Origin of the sequence: Candidatus Photobacterium acropomis (genome assembly GCF_030685555.1) — a bacterium.
Classification (GTDB): domain Bacteria; phylum Pseudomonadota; class Gammaproteobacteria; order Enterobacterales; family Vibrionaceae; genus Photobacterium; species Photobacterium lucens.
This window is the reverse complement of sequence record NZ_CP131609.1, coordinates 838,056-852,913: the sequence shown is the minus strand read 5'-3', so window position 1 is coordinate 852,913 and position 14,858 is coordinate 838,056. Positions and strand designations below refer to the sequence as shown.

17 protein-coding genes are annotated in these 14,858 nt (G+C 42.7%); 4 read left to right on the top strand and 13 right to left on the bottom strand.

Annotated elements, in window-relative coordinates; genetic code table 11:
* Positions 1–85: 85 nt before the first annotated feature.
* The 6 genes from Q7657_RS10685 to zapE all read right to left on the bottom strand — a co-directional run bounded on the left by Q7657_RS10685 (position 86) and on the right by zapE (position 5,276).
* Positions 86–823: a cytochrome c1 gene (locus Q7657_RS10685; protein WP_107166899.1), complete on the bottom strand. Its 738-nt coding sequence runs from the start codon at positions 821–823 to the stop codon at positions 86–88.
* Positions 820–2,085, bottom strand: coding sequence for a cytochrome b (locus tag Q7657_RS10680; protein WP_008987889.1), 1,266 nt, complete (start codon positions 2,083–2,085; stop codon positions 820–822). Before Q7657_RS10680 ends, Q7657_RS10685 begins: the two co-directional genes overlap by 4 nt.
* On the bottom strand, positions 2,085–2,675 hold the full coding sequence (gene petA / locus Q7657_RS10675; protein WP_053988049.1) for a ubiquinol-cytochrome c reductase iron-sulfur subunit: 591 nt from the start codon (positions 2,673–2,675) through the stop codon (positions 2,085–2,087). Before petA ends, Q7657_RS10680 begins: the two co-directional genes overlap by 1 nt.
* 377 nt (positions 2,676–3,052) lie before the next feature.
* Positions 3,053–3,445 carry a 30S ribosomal protein S9 gene (gene rpsI, locus Q7657_RS10670; protein WP_005371189.1) on the bottom strand — a complete coding sequence of 131 codons (393 nt, stop codon included), beginning with the start codon at positions 3,443–3,445 and terminating at the stop codon, positions 3,053–3,055.
* A 15-nt stretch (positions 3,446–3,460) separates the two neighbouring features.
* Positions 3,461–3,889: a 50S ribosomal protein L13 gene (gene rplM, locus Q7657_RS10665; protein ID WP_005371187.1), complete on the bottom strand. Its 429-nt coding sequence runs from the start codon at positions 3,887–3,889 to the stop codon at positions 3,461–3,463.
* A 283-nt stretch (positions 3,890–4,172) separates the two neighbouring features.
* Positions 4,173–5,276 (bottom strand): cell division protein ZapE, encoded by a 1,104-nt coding sequence (zapE, locus tag Q7657_RS10660; RefSeq protein WP_107166900.1) that lies wholly within the window; start codon positions 5,274–5,276, stop codon positions 4,173–4,175.
* Positions 5,277–5,471: 195 nt separating this feature from the next.
* Between zapE and zapG the strand changes: the two genes are divergently transcribed.
* The 3 genes from zapG to degS all read left to right on the top strand — a co-directional run bounded on the left by zapG (position 5,472) and on the right by degS (position 8,630).
* Positions 5,472–5,930, top strand: a complete 459-nt coding sequence (zapG, locus tag Q7657_RS10655) for a Z-ring associated protein ZapG (protein ID WP_181319887.1) — start codon at positions 5,472–5,474, stop codon at positions 5,928–5,930.
* 112 nt (positions 5,931–6,042) lie between these two features.
* On the top strand, positions 6,043–7,413 hold the full coding sequence (locus tag Q7657_RS10650) for a Do family serine endopeptidase (RefSeq protein WP_107166902.1): 1,371 nt from the start codon (positions 6,043–6,045) through the stop codon (positions 7,411–7,413).
* 128 nt (positions 7,414–7,541) lie between these two features.
* On the top strand, positions 7,542–8,630 hold the full coding sequence (degS, locus tag Q7657_RS10645; RefSeq protein ID WP_107166903.1) for an outer membrane-stress sensor serine endopeptidase DegS: 1,089 nt from the start codon (positions 7,542–7,544) through the stop codon (positions 8,628–8,630).
* Between the two features lie 72 nt (positions 8,631–8,702).
* Here the strand turns inward: degS and murA are convergent, their stop codons facing one another.
* The 7 genes from murA to mlaF are packed head-to-tail and all read right to left on the bottom strand — an operon-like array spanning position 8,703 to position 13,381.
* Positions 8,703–9,959, bottom strand: a complete 1,257-nt coding sequence (gene murA / locus Q7657_RS10640) for a UDP-N-acetylglucosamine 1-carboxyvinyltransferase (RefSeq protein ID WP_107166904.1) — start codon at positions 9,957–9,959, stop codon at positions 8,703–8,705.
* A gap of 11 nt (positions 9,960–9,970) precedes the next feature.
* Complete coding sequence (ibaG, locus tag Q7657_RS10635; protein ID WP_008987882.1) at positions 9,971–10,225, bottom strand: BolA family iron metabolism protein IbaG; 255 nt, start codon at positions 10,223–10,225, stop codon at positions 9,971–9,973.
* Positions 10,226–10,244: 19 nt separating this feature from the next.
* A complete protein-coding gene (locus Q7657_RS10630; RefSeq protein WP_008987881.1) occupies positions 10,245–10,562 on the bottom strand; it encodes an STAS domain-containing protein in 318 nt (105 codons plus the stop codon).
* Positions 10,559–11,197: a phospholipid-binding protein MlaC gene (gene mlaC / locus Q7657_RS10625; protein WP_107166905.1), complete on the bottom strand. Its 639-nt coding sequence runs from the start codon at positions 11,195–11,197 to the stop codon at positions 10,559–10,561. Before mlaC ends, Q7657_RS10630 begins: the two co-directional genes overlap by 4 nt.
* A gap of 8 nt (positions 11,198–11,205) precedes the next feature.
* On the bottom strand, positions 11,206–11,685 hold the full coding sequence (mlaD, locus tag Q7657_RS10620) for an outer membrane lipid asymmetry maintenance protein MlaD (RefSeq protein WP_023933663.1): 480 nt from the start codon (positions 11,683–11,685) through the stop codon (positions 11,206–11,208).
* Positions 11,686–11,744: 59 nt separating this feature from the next.
* Positions 11,745–12,527 carry a lipid asymmetry maintenance ABC transporter permease subunit MlaE gene (gene mlaE / locus Q7657_RS10615; protein WP_053988042.1) on the bottom strand — a complete coding sequence of 261 codons (783 nt, stop codon included), beginning with the start codon at positions 12,525–12,527 and terminating at the stop codon, positions 11,745–11,747.
* 53 nt (positions 12,528–12,580) lie between these two features.
* Positions 12,581–13,381 carry a phospholipid ABC transporter ATP-binding protein MlaF gene (gene mlaF, locus Q7657_RS10610; RefSeq protein WP_053988041.1) on the bottom strand — a complete coding sequence of 267 codons (801 nt, stop codon included), beginning with the start codon at positions 13,379–13,381 and terminating at the stop codon, positions 12,581–12,583.
* A 517-nt stretch (positions 13,382–13,898) separates the two neighbouring features.
* On the opposite strand from mlaF, the gene Q7657_RS10605 reads away from it, so the two are divergent.
* A complete protein-coding gene (locus tag Q7657_RS10605; protein ID WP_107166906.1) occupies positions 13,899–14,858 on the top strand; it encodes a calcium/sodium antiporter in 960 nt (319 codons plus the stop codon).

Here is a 14,858-nt window from a genome sequence, read left to right as displayed (position 1 = left end):
CAACCCCTCCAGTATATTCAATACACAAAAAGCAATGGAGGCTTGAGCCCCCATTGCGAGATTCTTAACCCACTAGATTACCTTATCAGTGGACATCACGCCAATATTCTTTCTTCAACAATACAGTTAAAACAAAGAATACCGCAATAAAGCCCATCACCCACAAGCCCATATGCTGGCGCTCCAGCTTCATTGGCTCAGCAGAATAATCAAGGAAGTTAACCAAATCACGTACCATGTCATCGTATTCTTCGGCGTTTAACTCACCCGTGCCGTCAGATTCGATCCCCACGAACTCTTGAACTTGTTCACCGTCAATGGTTTTCATTTCGAATACTTTACGAGGAGCACCTTGCAATTCTTCAAGTACATGGGGCATACCGACACTTGGGAACACAAGGTTATTAACACCAAACGGACGACTCGGATCCGCATAGAAGGATCTTAGATAAGTATAGATCCAATCAGGACCACGTACGCGTGCAACCAAGGTTAAATCAGGTGCTGGGGCACCAAACGATGCCGCTGCGTATTCCGTTGAGATAGCATTGGTCATCAGATCACCAATCTTCGCGTTTTGATCGAAGATCAAATTCTCTTTCATCAAGGTTGGTGGAATACCCAAGTCTTCCGCAACACGCTCATAACGTTGGTACTGAGTAGAGTGACAACCTGAACAATAGTTCATGAATGTCTTTGCACCACGCTGTAATGACGCTTTATCACTTAAATCATTATTCGCCGCATCCAAAGGGACATTACTACCTGCTGCAAAAGCAAAGGTTGGTAGTACCGCCAGCAGCGCTACAATCCATTTTTTCATTTGAATGTCACCCTCTCTGGTAGCGGTTTTGTTGCTTCATTTTTACTGTAGAAGAACAATAAAATGAAGAACATAAAGTAAGCAAAGCTAAAGATCTGCGCAAGTAGTGTGTAAGTAGGTGTTGCTGGTAGCGCACCTAAAATACCTAATGCAATGAAGCTTACTGTGAACTGACAAATGTTAACGAAGTGCACTTTACTACGGTAACGGAACGAACGAACTTTACAGCGATCAAACCACGGTAATAGGAATAGGAAAACAATGGATGCTCCCATCGCTACCACACCCAACAACTTATCAGGAACTGCACGCAAAATGGCATAGAACGGTGTGAAATACCAAACTGGCGCAATGTGCTCTGGTGTTTTCAGTGGGTTTGCTGCTTCAAAGTTAGGCGGCTCAAGGAAGTAGCCTCCCATTTCTGGATTAAAGAAAATCACGTAGCTAAAGAAGAAAGCAAAGACAGCAACACCAACCATATCTTTTACCGTTCCATACGGATGGAATGGAATAGAATCAATGATGTCGTATTTCTTGCTGTAATACTCGTGGAATGGGAATTGAGTTTTATATCCTTCGCCTTTAGATCCCTTTGGTAATTTCGTATCAATACCATCAGGGTTGTTGGAACCCACTTCATGCAATGCCAAAATATGTAGCACAATCAAAAGCAGTAATACTATAGGTAATGCGATAACGTGAAGCGCAAAGAAACGGTTTAGGGTTGCGCCAGAGATCACGTAGTCACCACGGATCCAAAGCGTTAGATCATCACCGATCACAGGGATCGCACCAAACAGTGAAATGATAACCTGTGCACCCCAGTACGACATTTGCCCCCATGGTAGTAGATACCCCATGAAAGCTTCAGCCATCAGCACAAGGAAGATCAACATACCAAATAGCCACAATAGCTCGCGCGGCTTTTGGTATGAGCCGTAGATCAAACCACGGAACATGTGAAGGTAGATAACAACAAAAAATGCCGATGCACCTGTTGAATGCATATAACGCAGCAACCAACCGTATTCCACATCACGCATAATGTATTCGATCGACGCAAATGCGCCGTCACCAGATGGTACATAGTTCATGGTTAACCAAATCCCTGTCACGATCTGGTTAACTAAAACAAGCATGGCTAATGAACCGAAAATATACCAAAAGTTAAAGTTTTTCGGCATTGGATATTCTGAAACATGCTTTTTGTATGCATTCATTACAGGTAAGCGTTTTTCAATCCAACCAAATAGCGCTTCCATTATGCCACCTCCCCGTCAACACCCACTAAGATCGTGTTGTCATCTAAGAATTGATAAGGTGGGATCACTAAGTTCAATGGTGCTGGAACGCCAGCAAATACGCGTCCCGCCATATCAAATTTAGAACCGTGACATGGGCAGAAGAACCCTGATGATACGCCACTGACTTGTTCACTAAAGCTATCAGGTAAATAGGTCGGAGAGCAGCCTAGGTGTGTACAAATACCTACGGCCAAAAAGATTTCTGGCTTTACTGAACGGAAATTATTTTGTGCATATGATGGTTGCTGAGGCTCTTCAGATGAAGGATCTCGTAATTGTCCATCATGCGAATCTAGCTCTTTTAAAACGGCATCACTACGGCGAACAACCCATACAGGTTTACCACGCCACTCAACGCGAACCATTTGTCCATCTTCTAACTTACTAATATCAACTTCGACAGGGGCACCGGCTGCTTTTGCTTTCGCACTCGGATTCCATGATTTTATGAAAGGAACGGCGACAGCTGCGGCTCCTAGCCCACCAACAACCGAGGTTGTTGCGGTCAGAAAGCGACGTCGTCCTTTACTTACTGGCGCATTGCTCATCCAATATTCTCCCTTACTCCCGCTCTGGATTCTTATTATGTCCTTATGCGTCCCTGGAGCTACGGCTAACTTCCAACGAAAAGGTAACAGTAAAATTACAAATTTAAACTGATTCCAACATCAGAAGGATAAAGAAAAGGCTATATGTTGACAAGATAAAGCTACTTTTTAGCAACAAATGTGAGAGGCGCGTTCTTTTTTGTAACCAAATAGAAACATTGTTACTTAAAAGGCTTCAGTATTTATTACGAGAGGATAAACAGAAATGATCTTTATTGGAGGAAATTTATTGGTAACTTATTAATAAATAAAAAAAAGCCCAACCCGAAGGTTGAGCTTCCCGTACACAGTAACCAGATAAAATCTGGAGCGTAAAATTAACGCTTAGAGAACTGTGGACGACGACGTGCTTTACGTAGACCAACTTTCTTACGTTCAACGCAACGAGCGTCGCGAGTAACGTAGCCAGCTGCACGTAGAGCAGGACGTAGAGTTTCATCGTACTCCATAAGAGCGCGAGTGATACCGTGACGGATTGCACCAGATTGACCAGTGATACCACCACCTTTAACAGTGATGTATAGGTCTAGGTTCTCAGTCATTTCAACAAGCTCTAGAGGTTGACGAACAACCATACGCGCTGTTGGGCGGCCGAAGTATTCTTCGATGCTACGCTTGTTGATTACGATGTTACCAGTACCCGGTTTGATGAAAACGCGAGCAGCTGAGCTTTTGCGACGACCAGTGCCGTAGTATTGATTCTCTGCCATTGTCATTATTCCCAATTAGATGTCTAGTACTTTTGGCTGTTGTGCAGCGTGGTTGTGCTCAGTACCTGCGTAAACTTTAAGCTTACGGTACATAGCACGGCCTAGAGGACCTTTTGGAAGCATGCCTTTAACAGCAGTTTCAATAACCATTTCTGGTTTCTTGTCGATTAGCTTATCAAAGCTGATTGACTTAAGGCCGCCGATGTAGCCAGTGTGGTGGTGGTACATTTTGTCTGTACGCTTGTTACCAGTTACTGCTACTTTCTCAGCATTGATAACTACAATGTAGTCACCAGTGTCAACGTGTGGAGTGTACTCAGGCTTGTGCTTACCACGTAGACGAGATGCGATTTCAGTTGCTAGACGACCAAGAGTTTTACCTTCAGCGTCAACAACATACCAGTCACGTTTTACAGTTTCTGGTTTAGCAACGAAAGTTTTCATGCTAATTATTACCCAATTATTTAAATAGTTTCACTTACTAGAACCATCATATATTGATGATCCCTCTGTTAAGAGCCCAGTCATCACCCCTTCGAGTGGTTGGCACTCCTGGCTTTCGCCATCACAGGTACGGTGGGTCGCAAGATTATAGGGAAGGGTGTGGAAAAAATCACCTCTTTTCCTAAAAAAAAATGCTTTTTTTCTGATTAGCGAGAAATTAGGTCAAAAGCAGTCAATAAATCCTTATTATCCCTAATAACGTTATCTAATTATGTTTAATTCTCTAGGCTAAATGCGGCTTAGCAAGATAGTCATGGCTTTGCATTTCTGTCAGGCGTGAGCAACAACGTTTAAATTCAAACATGAGTCTCCCCTGCAGATAAAGCTGCTCCATCGGTACCGCTGCTGAAATTATCAAAGTAACGTTACGCTCATAGAATTCGTCAACCATGGCAATAAAACGTCTTGCTGCATCATCTTCTTGTACGGTAATTTGCGGTACGTTCGATAAAATCACCGTGTGATATAAACGTGCAATTTCCATATAATCGGTCTGGCTTCGCGCTGTTTGGCATAATTGATGAAAACTAAACTGAACAACCCCATCCGCTTCTCGCTCAGTCGTTAATTGTCGTCCATTAATCGTGATTGTTTTATGCTCATAACGAGGTGCTGTCGTGAGCTGCTCAAAATAACGTTTCAGATCAGACTTCGCACTTTCATCAAGTGGAAAGTGATAAATTTCGGCTTGCTCTAACGTACGCAAGCGATAATCAATACCCGCATCAACATTAACGATGTCACAGTGCTGCTCAATAAGCGCAATCGCAGGAAGAAAACGCGCACGTTGCAAACCATTTCGGTACAACTCCTGTGGCGGAATGTTGGATGTCGCAACTAGTGTGATCCCACGTTTAAACAGTGCTTCAAACAAGGTACCAAGGATCATGGCATCGGTAATATCTGAGACAAAAAACTCATCAAAACAAATAATATCGGTCTCTTGTTTAAACTTATCAGCAACATGTTCTAATGGATTTTCAATACCATCGAGTTGTTTTAACTCAGTATGGACGCGATGCATAAAACGGTGAAAGTGCATCCGCGATTTTCGATCAAAAGGCAAACATCCATAAAATGTATCAACAAGGTAAGTTTTCCCTCGCCCAACCCCGCCCCAAAAGTACAAACCTTTCACTGGCATGATATCTGCTTGATTGTGATTAGGTTTAAATATTCGTTGAAGAAATGACACTTTGGGTTCTGGTTTAGGTACTAGCATGCGATGGTATAAACCATCAAGATGGGAAACTGCATTCGCTTGTGCAGGATCAGCAAAGAAATCTGTTTGTTGTAAATCGAGTTGATACTTTTCTAATGGTGTCATCCTAAACACTACCTGTTTTATCCATGCTATCTCTTAATTATGAGAGGATAATCAGCAACATTGCTCTTACATCTTATTTATTGAGTACCATGTCGCTTAACCTCACGGTATAGTATCGCGACAGCCATTATTGATAAACATTGATACACAAGTATTAGTACATACTGATAAGTCACAAGGAGTTTATTCATGACTATGACTTGGATTAGCGCAATTATTATTTTTTTAGCAGGGATCCTTGTTGGTGCTCTTGCCGTTCGCCTTACAAACAAAAGCGTACAACAACAAAAATCGCTTAAAAAAGAGCTTGATAAATCTAAGTACGAGCTAGAACAGTTCCGCCAAGAGCTTGTTGATCATTTTGCCCGTAGCGCAGATTTACTCGACAACGTAGCGAAAGATTACAGTAAGCTCTATGAGCATATGGCAAAAACATCCACCGAGTTAATGCCTAACTTACCTGCACAAGATAATCCTTTTGCTAAACGTATCACTAGCTTAGAAGCTGTGAAAGACAACGCCAATGATGATGAAAACATTGAGCAACCGCCACGTGATTACGCTAATGGCGCAACAGGTTTATTTAAGGGCGAAAATACGAGTGTGACTGAAGAAGAGAAAGCCCAACTGCACGCAGAACCCAAAGCGAGCTAACCATCACATTATTCACAATCCACTCAATATTTATGCATCAAATAATGAGTGTAAGTGAACTTTAGCTCCGGTTTTTATGTCTTATTCGTACTTGTAAAACCGGAGTTCAGTAATGATTAAAAAACCTTTGCTTGTTTTTAGTGCGTTAGCATTAGGTATCAGTTCTGTTATTACCCCAGTAACGGCTACCGCGGCTCTGCCTGCGTCCGTAAACAACCAATCACTTCCTAGTCTTGCGCCTATGCTGGAGCAAGTCACACCAGCTGTCGTGAGTATTGCAGTTGAAGGTAAACATGTGTCAAAACAACGTTTACCGGAATCATTTCGTTATTTCTTTGGCCCTGATTTCCCATCAGAGCAGGTACAAGAACGCCCATTTAGAGGGCTTGGCTCTGGCGTGATTATTGATGCTAAGAAAGGTTATATTGTAACGAACCATCATGTTATTGATGGCGCAGATCAAATTGCAGTACAACTTTCTGATGGTCGTGAAATTGATGCCAAGTTAATTGGTAGTGATGCAATGTCTGATATTGCTCTACTACAAATCGACAAACCTGAAAACCTGACAGAAGTAAAACTCGCTAACTCAGATAAGCTGCGTGTCGGTGATTTTGCGGTCGCTATTGGTAACCCATTTGGGTTAGGCCAAACCGTAACCTCAGGGATTGTTTCTGCACTTGGTCGTAGTGGTTTGAATATCGAAAACTTTGAAAACTTCATTCAAACTGATGCGGCAATTAATAGCGGTAACTCAGGTGGGGCTTTGGTTAACCTTAACGGTGAACTGATCGGTATTAATACTGCGATTGTTGGTCCTAACGGCGGTAACGTCGGTATCGGTTTTGCAATCCCATCGAATATGGTGCAGAGCTTAACTGATCAAATATTGGAATTTGGTCAAGTTAAACGCGGTATTTTAGGTGTTCAAGGTGGTGAACTCACCGCTGAGCTTGCAAAAACCTTTGGTTACTCCACTAACCACGGTGCATTTGTAAACCAAGTTATGCCTGACTCTTCAGCTGAAAAAGCAGGATTAAAAGCTGGTGATATCATTACCGAAGTTAATGGTACACCAATTAAAACCTTTAGTGAGTTACGAGCAAAAATTGCCACTATGGGCGCGGGTAAGACCCTGACATTAGGTGTTATTCGTGACGGCAAGAAGCAAAACTTCGATGTTACCCTAAAAGCGGCAAGTGACAATAAAGTGAAGGCTGATAACCTCCACCCAAGTTTAGCCGGAGCTGAATTTACCAATACGACAGCTTCCGATAAAGTGAAAGGCGTGAAAGTATCACAGCTCGATGAACGCTCAATTGCAGCCCGTTATGGTCTCCAAAAAGGCGATATCATCATTGGTTTAAACCGTAAGAAGATTAATAACCTTGGTGAATTGCGTAAAGCACTAGAAGAAAAGCCAAGCGTGCTCGCAATGGAAGTCAAACGTGGTGATAACGTATTGTACCTGATCATTCGATAATCTTACGTTTCTTCTATCATGTCATACAAAGTCAGGGCGATCTTAGCCCTGACTTTATTATTGGTCTCAATGAGTAGGAATGGTATTCTCCTTGCCATTATTCTCCCATTTTCTATTAAGGACTCTTGATGTTGGCATTTCTTGGTCGCTCTATTCTTCTCGGCCTTATCACAGCAGCTGTCATTCTGGTTGCTGTACCAAGTTTACGTCCATCATCTCCAGTGTCTTTACCTCAACTTGATGATGCACCCACGCCATTATCTTTTAACTATGCCGTTAAACGTGCCTCACCTGCTGTTGTTAACATCTATAACCGCCGCTATGAAGATGACACCTCGAAACCAGATCCTGAGCTTATTACCCAAGGTCTTGGCTCGGGTGTGATCATGAGTGATAAGGGCTATATCGTCACTAACTACCATGTAGTAGCAAATGCAGATCAAGTGATCGTTGCACTACAAGATGGACGCATTTTAAATGCTCAGTTGATCGGCTTGGATCAACTAACGGATCTAGCGGTTTTAAAAATTCATGCTGATAACTTACCTGTGATCCCAGTCAACCCAGAATACAAAGCAACAGTGGGTGATGTGGTACTAGCTATCGGTAACCCATACAACTTAGGTCAAACCACCACTTTTGGTATTATTTCTGCTACGGGTCGCTCTGGTATGAGCTTCTATGGCCCTCAAGACTTCCTGCAAACCGATGCTGCAATCAACCGTGGTAATTCCGGTGGTGCACTAGTCAATACTCGTGGTGAGCTTGTGGGTATTAATACCGCCTCTTTCCAACAAGCCACAAATATTGAAACTTATGGGATCTCTTTTGCGATTCCTTACCAACTAACTATTAAGATCATGAAAAAGCTGATCGCCGATGGGCGCGTGATCCGTGGTTGGATTGGGATTGAAGGACGTGAAATTAATCCTGTTATGGCACGCCTTTATGATGCGAACCAAGTCAACGGCATCATTGTGATCGGTATGAATCCAAATGGTCCCGCCGTAAAAGCTGGCTTTAAAAAGAATGATGTCGTGATTGAGATTGATGGTAAGCAAGTAACCAATGTACAAAGTGTTAGGGATATTGTCACTGACATACGCCCAGGCACAAGTGTAAATGTGAAGATCTTGCGTGATGGTAAGCCTATGATCATTCCAGTGAAAGTGGCTAACCGCCCGGCATCTGAAAACAAACCAATGCCAATGCGATAAGCACCAAGTTCAAGATATAAAAAAACGCCTCACAATGTGAGGCGTTTTTGTTATCAGAGCTTAAATAATCAATTAAGCAGAGATACGTTCGATGTTCATGCCTAATGCACTGAACTTCTCTTCAATGAACTCGTAGCCACGGTCGATATGGTAAATACGATCAACGATTGTCTCGCCTTTTGCAATGCTACCAGCAATGACAAGACTTGCTGATGCACGTAGATCCGTCGCCATTACCTGAGCACCACTTAAACCGTCAGTATCACCACAAATTACAGTATTACCTTCGATTTCAGCATGAGCCCCCATACGAATTAGTTCAGGAATGTGCATGAAACGGTTTTCAAAAATCGTTTCAGTGATGATGCCTGTACCTTTCGCAACTAGGTTAAGTAGTGAGAATTGCGCTTGCATATCTGTTGGGAAACCTGGGTGTGGTGCTGTGCGGATGTTTACCGCTGTTAGCTCACGATCAGTCATATCTAAGCTGATCCAGTCATCACCACTTTCAACTACTGCGCCAGCTTCTTCTAGCTTAGCTAGTACTGCTTCCATTAGTTCAGGCTTGGTATTACGACAAACAATCTTACCGCCAGAAACAGCAGCAGCAACAAGGAAAGTACCCGTTTCAATACGATCAGCTACCACTTCATGGTAACCACCGCCTAAACGCTCAACACCTTCGATGGTAATCGTTGCTGTACCTGCACCTGTGATTTTTGCACCCAGTGCATTCAAAAATGCTGCAGTATCTTCAATTTCAGGCTCACGTGCCGCGTTTTCAATAACCGTTGTACCTTCAGCTAAGGTTGCTGCAGACATGATTGTTACTGTTGCGCCAACGCTCACTTTATCCATTACGATATGTGCGCCTTTTAGACGACCATCAACGGTAGCTTTAACGTAACCTTCGTCTAACGTGATCGTTGCACCTAATTGCTCTAAACCTACAATGTGTAGATCAACAGGGCGTGCACCGATAGCACAACCACCAGGTAGTGACACTTGGCCTTGACCAAAACGCGCAACTAGAGGGCCTAATGCCCAAATCGACGCACGCATGGTTTTTACTAAATCATAAGGTGCACAAAACTCGTTAACGTCACTCGCATCAATATGCACAGAGCCATTACGCGATACTTTAACGCCTAGGCGAGAAAGCAGCTCCATTGTGGTGTCGATATCACGTAGCTTTGGCACATTCGCGATTTCTACAGGCTCTTCAGCAAGCAAAGCGGCAAATAAAATCGGCAATGCGGCATTCTTTGCGCCAGAAATGGACACTTCACCGCTTAGTGGACCACCGCCCTGAATACGAAACTTCTGCATCATTTACCTCGTTATAACGACATTAACTTCTTATCACGCGCCCACTCTTCTGGCGTGTATGTTTTGATAGTTAACGCATGAATGTCGTTTGCTGCAATTCGATCCATTAATGGACCATAAATAGTTTGTTGTTTTTTAACTCGGCTCATGCCGTCAAAAAGTGTACCCACTGCAATCACTTCGTAGTGGCTACCTTCACCTTTAACGATCACTTCATCAAGATCTAAGGCGGTTTCTAGAATTTGTTTAATCTCAGAGATTTCCACAAGCTATCCTCGCTACAACTCACTTCATGCAAGTTGCTAATATAGGTTCAACATGGCTCAAGCGTAATAATGTTTTTAACTGCTCGGGCACATTAAGCAGTGTGAAGTCACATCCTGCGCTGCTTAACTGTTGGTGAAGATGTAATAGCATCACCATGCCAGCTGAGTCTACCCGACTCAAGCCACCTAGATCGAGCGATACCTTGTTTGAATCAGGCATCCACTCTTTTCTACGTAGCCAAAAGGCTGGCACTGTGTCACGTTCTAAACAACCTGACAAGCAATATTGGTCATTACCGAGAGCTTGCCAACTGATCTTATCCTCAGACATGATCATTTTTTCTCGATCTGAATCGGCTTAGCAGCAAGATCGCGTAGGCTCTGCGTTACCGCATCAATACCTTTAGTACGAAGCTCACCACTCCATTCGCTTTGTTTAGTCGAAATCATACTGACTCCTTCAGCGACCATGTCAAATCCTTGCCATTCTTTTGTCTTTTTGTTCAAACGTAGTTTGAAATCAAGACGAATAGGTGGACGTTGAGGATCGATGATATCTACACGAACAGAAACAATGCTACGATCAGCAGGAATTGGTTTCGCAGGTTCAATCTGAATTTTTTGGTTGGTGTATTGAGTTAAAACTTGTGCGTAAGAAGCCACAAGGTAGTCTGTGAATGCTTTAGTGAATGCATCACGCTGTGCCACCGTTGCTTTCTTTAGGTTATTGTTACCTAACACTTTATAAGCAGCATAACGCGCATTGATGTATGGCAGTAATTCCTGCTTAACAATAATACGTAATTCTTCTGGGTTTGCTTGGATCTTTGGTTGTTCAGCTTTTAAAGTTTGAAATAGCTTCGCTGACACTTTATCCATCATGGTGTATGGATTAGTTTGATCTACTGTTGCAGCTTGAGCCAACATTGGTAGGGCAAGAAAAGCCAGCATTAGGCATCGTAAAAATTTCATGGGTGCTCCTAGTCTTTTTTGTCACCGCCAATGCTATAAAGCACTTGGCCAATCATATCTTCTAATACTAACGCAGATTTAGTGTCTTCAATAAGATCACCGTTATGTAGCATATCCACATCTTCATCAACAAATCCTGGTGAAATACCAAGATACTGCTCACCTAATAAACCTGAAGTTAAGATAGAGGCTGAGCTAGTTTCAGGAAAGTAACCAAACTTTTTGTTAATCGCTAACGTCACCATTGGAACATAGGTTTCTTTATCCAAGGTAATTGCCGTTACTTCACCAACAGTCACGCCACCTACTTTCACAGGTGAACGTACTTTTAAACCGCCAATATTATCGAAATGTGCTTTTAAGGTGTATGTTTCACTGCTGCCAAAGTTTTGCACATTCGCTACTTTGAATGCTAATACCAATAATGCAGCAATGCCGGCTAGCATAAATACGCCAACCCATAATTCTAGTCGTTTATTTTGTTGCATGCTTTTATCCACTTAATCTGTTTTGCCACGCCGACAACGATGTCGACAATCCTTTTTACCTAGCTGCCAAACATCAGCGCGGTCAAAATAAAATCTAAGCCCAAAACGGCGAGTGATGAATTAACAACGGTGCGTGTTGTCGCTCGGCTGATCCCTTCAGAGGTTGGCACCGCATCGTAACCGTTAAAGACTGCAATCCAAGTTACTGTGATTGCAAAGACAACAGCTTTAATAATGCTATTACCAATGTCATAGCTAAAGTTCACCGATGATTGCATCACGGACCAGAAACTACCGTAATCAATCCCTTTCCAGTCAACACCAACGATCTGTGCCCCCCATAAGCCGACCACACTGAACATTAATGCTAACAATGGCATCGAGATCACTCCCGCCCAAAAACGTGGGGCAATCACACGACGTAGTGGATCAACCGCCATCATCTCCATACTAGAAAGCTGCTCTGTGGCTTTCATCAAACCAATTTCAGCGGTCAAAGCAGAGCCTGCACGTCCAGCGAACAATAACGCAGTGACAACAGGTCCTAACTCACGTAATAGTGATAACGCTACCATCTGACCTAAACTGGTTTCAGCACCAAAATCTGCCAGCACGATATAGCCTTGCAGACTCAATACCATGCCAATAAACAGACCTGACACTAAAATAATCGCCATTGATAACACACCTACTGAGTAGAGTTGCTTCATCAATAACGGAAACATTTTTATAGGTTGAGGCTTACTGACCAATGCCCCAAACAACATGAGCGTTGCCCGCCCCATGGTTTGGCATTTATCAATACCGCTTCGCCCTATACGAGCTATAGCATTAACAATCATTTTGCTCATTATCCATGTAATTACCGATGTATCTGACACATCGAGCTAAATGCTTAACCAAAGAGATCTTGTTCTAACGGCTGAGCGGGGAATTTAAATGGTACTGGTCCATCAGCATCACCATCAAGGAACTGACGAACCCGAGGATCGGGATTATCACGTAGCTCTTGTGGCGTACCACTACCGATAATCTTTCCGCCCGATAGCAGGTAAACATAATCAGCAATACTCATCACTTCAGGCACATCGTGTGAAACCACCACTGATGTCATACCCAATGCTTTATTTAAGCTACTGATCAATTCAACCAGCACACCCATGGTGATCGGATCTTGACCAACAAACGGCTCATCGTACATCATCAACTCTGGATCAAGAGCAATGGCACGCGCCAATGCTGCACGACGTGCCATACCACCTGATAGCTCATTCGGCATTAATTCTGCCGCCCCTCGTAAGCCAACCGCTTCAAGCTTTAATAGCACTAAACTGCGCAGTAAGTCTTCCGGTAAATCGGTGTGCTCTCGTAGTGGAAATGCAACGTTATCAAACACATTCATATCGGTAAAAAGCGCGCCCGATTGAAATAGCATGCTCATACGTTTACGTGCTTGATACAAATCACGTCGACTTAACGTTGGTATATTCCATTCATCAAACCAAACCTCACCTTTTTCTGGTGTGATTTGACCGCCAATCAAGCGTAATAATGTGGTTTTACCAATCCCCGATGGCCCCATGATAGCGGTGACTTTTCCTCTTGGCACATCAAGGGAGATATCATCAAAAATGTATCGTTCACCACGAGAAAAAGTAAGATTTTTAATCGAAACCAGTATATCGCTTTTAGCCATTGCTTCGTATTCGCCTCTATTTACTGGTGATTCTTTATGAAATACCGATAATTATTTTAAAAATCAGCCAACTAAAAATTAATCACATAAAAACTCTCATCATTATGTGAAGAAATATTATAGCCGACGATGATAAGGAGAATAAATCACCAACTCAAGTTAGTCGGCTTATCTCCCAGCTATTTTTGTTTATTTAACAATCATTGCAGCGGCTTTCATCAATAGGTATCCCTATTTATCTCTTCCGCTATGCCTTTAGTTTTATTTCAACCTATAATTGTACGCTATTCATAATATTCAAAAAACCAGATAAAAAGAGTGTGCTTTACAAGCCTAAGATAAGAAATTCATCTTATTTGCTATTTTCACATCTAAATGCAGCGAATGAGAGAATTAGTCATTTGTTATACTTCCCTTTTGCGTTGCTAACCGTCAAAATTAGCCGCAAAGATCAAATACGACTTAACGATTGATTCACTTCCATCGTTCCAACGTGCCATTTTTAAAAGGGATTAGAATGCTCGAAGCCATTGTGTTGCTCTGTGTAGGGTTAGTTTTATTAGTGTGGAGTGCAGACAGGCTTGTCTATGGTGCAGCCGCACTTGCACGCAATTTTGGGGTTGCGCCACTTGTGATCGGTATGACTATCCTCGCAATGGGCTCATCGGCTCCTGAAATGATGGTTTCAGCCACAGCAGCACTTGCAGGCAAAACAGATACTGCAGTCGGTAACGTACTGGGCTCTAACATTGCCAATATTGCTCTTATTTTAGGTATCACTGCGCTACTTAAACCGCTTTCTATCAGCTCTACGATTATTCGCCGTGAATTGCCTTTAATGCTAGGTGTTACTGTTATTGCTGGCTTATTGCTATGGGATAACTACCTAGGACGCATGGAAGGTGCTTTCCTTGCCGTCCTATTTGTTCTGTTCCTGCTTGCGATGCTGAAAATTAGTCGCGCAAGTAAAAACGATCCCTTAATGGAAAACCAAGAGGAAGAAATTCCAACAGGTGTTAGTAACTCGTCAGCATTAATTTGGGTCTTTATTGGTTTAGGTCTACTACTTTACTCATCAGATATGGTGGTAGAGTCAGCAGTTACTATCGCTAAATACTTTGGTATGAGTGATTTAGTAATTGGTTTAACCATTATTGCTGTTGGTACTAGCTTGCCAGAATTAGCTGCTTCCATCGCTAGTATCTACAAAGGTGAAGATGATATGGCGGTAGGTAATATTATCGGCTCCAACGTCTTTAATATCCTTGCTGTGATGGGGATCCCGGGTCTTCTTAATCCATCCGTATTAAGCCCACTTGCGATGAGCCGTGATTTTTATGTCATGTTAGCGCTCTCTGTATTGCTATTGCTGATGGCTCTTGGTAAACGTCGTCGTATCAATCGTGTTGAAGGTGGTATTTTGGTTATTTGCTTTATTGCCTACCAAGCCTACCTATTCTTAAACGTTTCCGCATAA

Coding starts and splice junctions, on each gene's coding strand:
- zapG (WP_181319887.1), top strand. CDS start 5,472: ATGACTTGGATTAGCGCAATTATTATTTTTTTAGCAGGGATCCTTGTT.
- mlaC (WP_107166905.1), bottom strand. CDS start 11,197: ATGAAATTTTTACGATGCCTAATGCTGGCTTTTCTTGCCCTACCAATG.
- mlaF (WP_053988041.1), bottom strand. CDS start 13,381: ATGGCTAAAAGCGATATACTGGTTTCGATTAAAAATCTTACTTTTTCT.
- rplM (WP_005371187.1), bottom strand. CDS start 3,889: ATGAAAACTTTCGTTGCTAAACCAGAAACTGTAAAACGTGACTGGTAT.
- murA (WP_107166904.1), bottom strand. CDS start 9,959: ATGCAGAAGTTTCGTATTCAGGGCGGTGGTCCACTAAGCGGTGAAGTG.
- mlaE (WP_053988042.1), bottom strand. CDS start 12,527: ATGATTGTTAATGCTATAGCTCGTATAGGGCGAAGCGGTATTGATAAA.
- rpsI (WP_005371189.1), bottom strand. CDS start 3,445: ATGGCAGAGAATCAATACTACGGCACTGGTCGTCGCAAAAGCTCAGCT.
- Q7657_RS10605 (WP_107166906.1), top strand. CDS start 13,899: ATGCTCGAAGCCATTGTGTTGCTCTGTGTAGGGTTAGTTTTATTAGTG.
- Q7657_RS10650 (WP_107166902.1), top strand. CDS start 6,043: ATGATTAAAAAACCTTTGCTTGTTTTTAGTGCGTTAGCATTAGGTATC.
- mlaD (WP_023933663.1), bottom strand. CDS start 11,685: ATGCAACAAAATAAACGACTAGAATTATGGGTTGGCGTATTTATGCTA.
- Q7657_RS10680 (WP_008987889.1), bottom strand. CDS start 2,085: ATGGAAGCGCTATTTGGTTGGATTGAAAAACGCTTACCTGTAATGAAT.
- Q7657_RS10630 (WP_008987881.1), bottom strand. CDS start 10,562: ATGATCATGTCTGAGGATAAGATCAGTTGGCAAGCTCTCGGTAATGAC.
- zapE (WP_107166900.1), bottom strand. CDS start 5,276: ATGACACCATTAGAAAAGTATCAACTCGATTTACAACAAACAGATTTC.
- petA (WP_053988049.1), bottom strand. CDS start 2,675: ATGAGCAATGCGCCAGTAAGTAAAGGACGACGTCGCTTTCTGACCGCA.
- Q7657_RS10685 (WP_107166899.1), bottom strand. CDS start 823: ATGAAAAAATGGATTGTAGCGCTGCTGGCGGTACTACCAACCTTTGCT.
- degS (WP_107166903.1), top strand. CDS start 7,542: ATGTTGGCATTTCTTGGTCGCTCTATTCTTCTCGGCCTTATCACAGCA.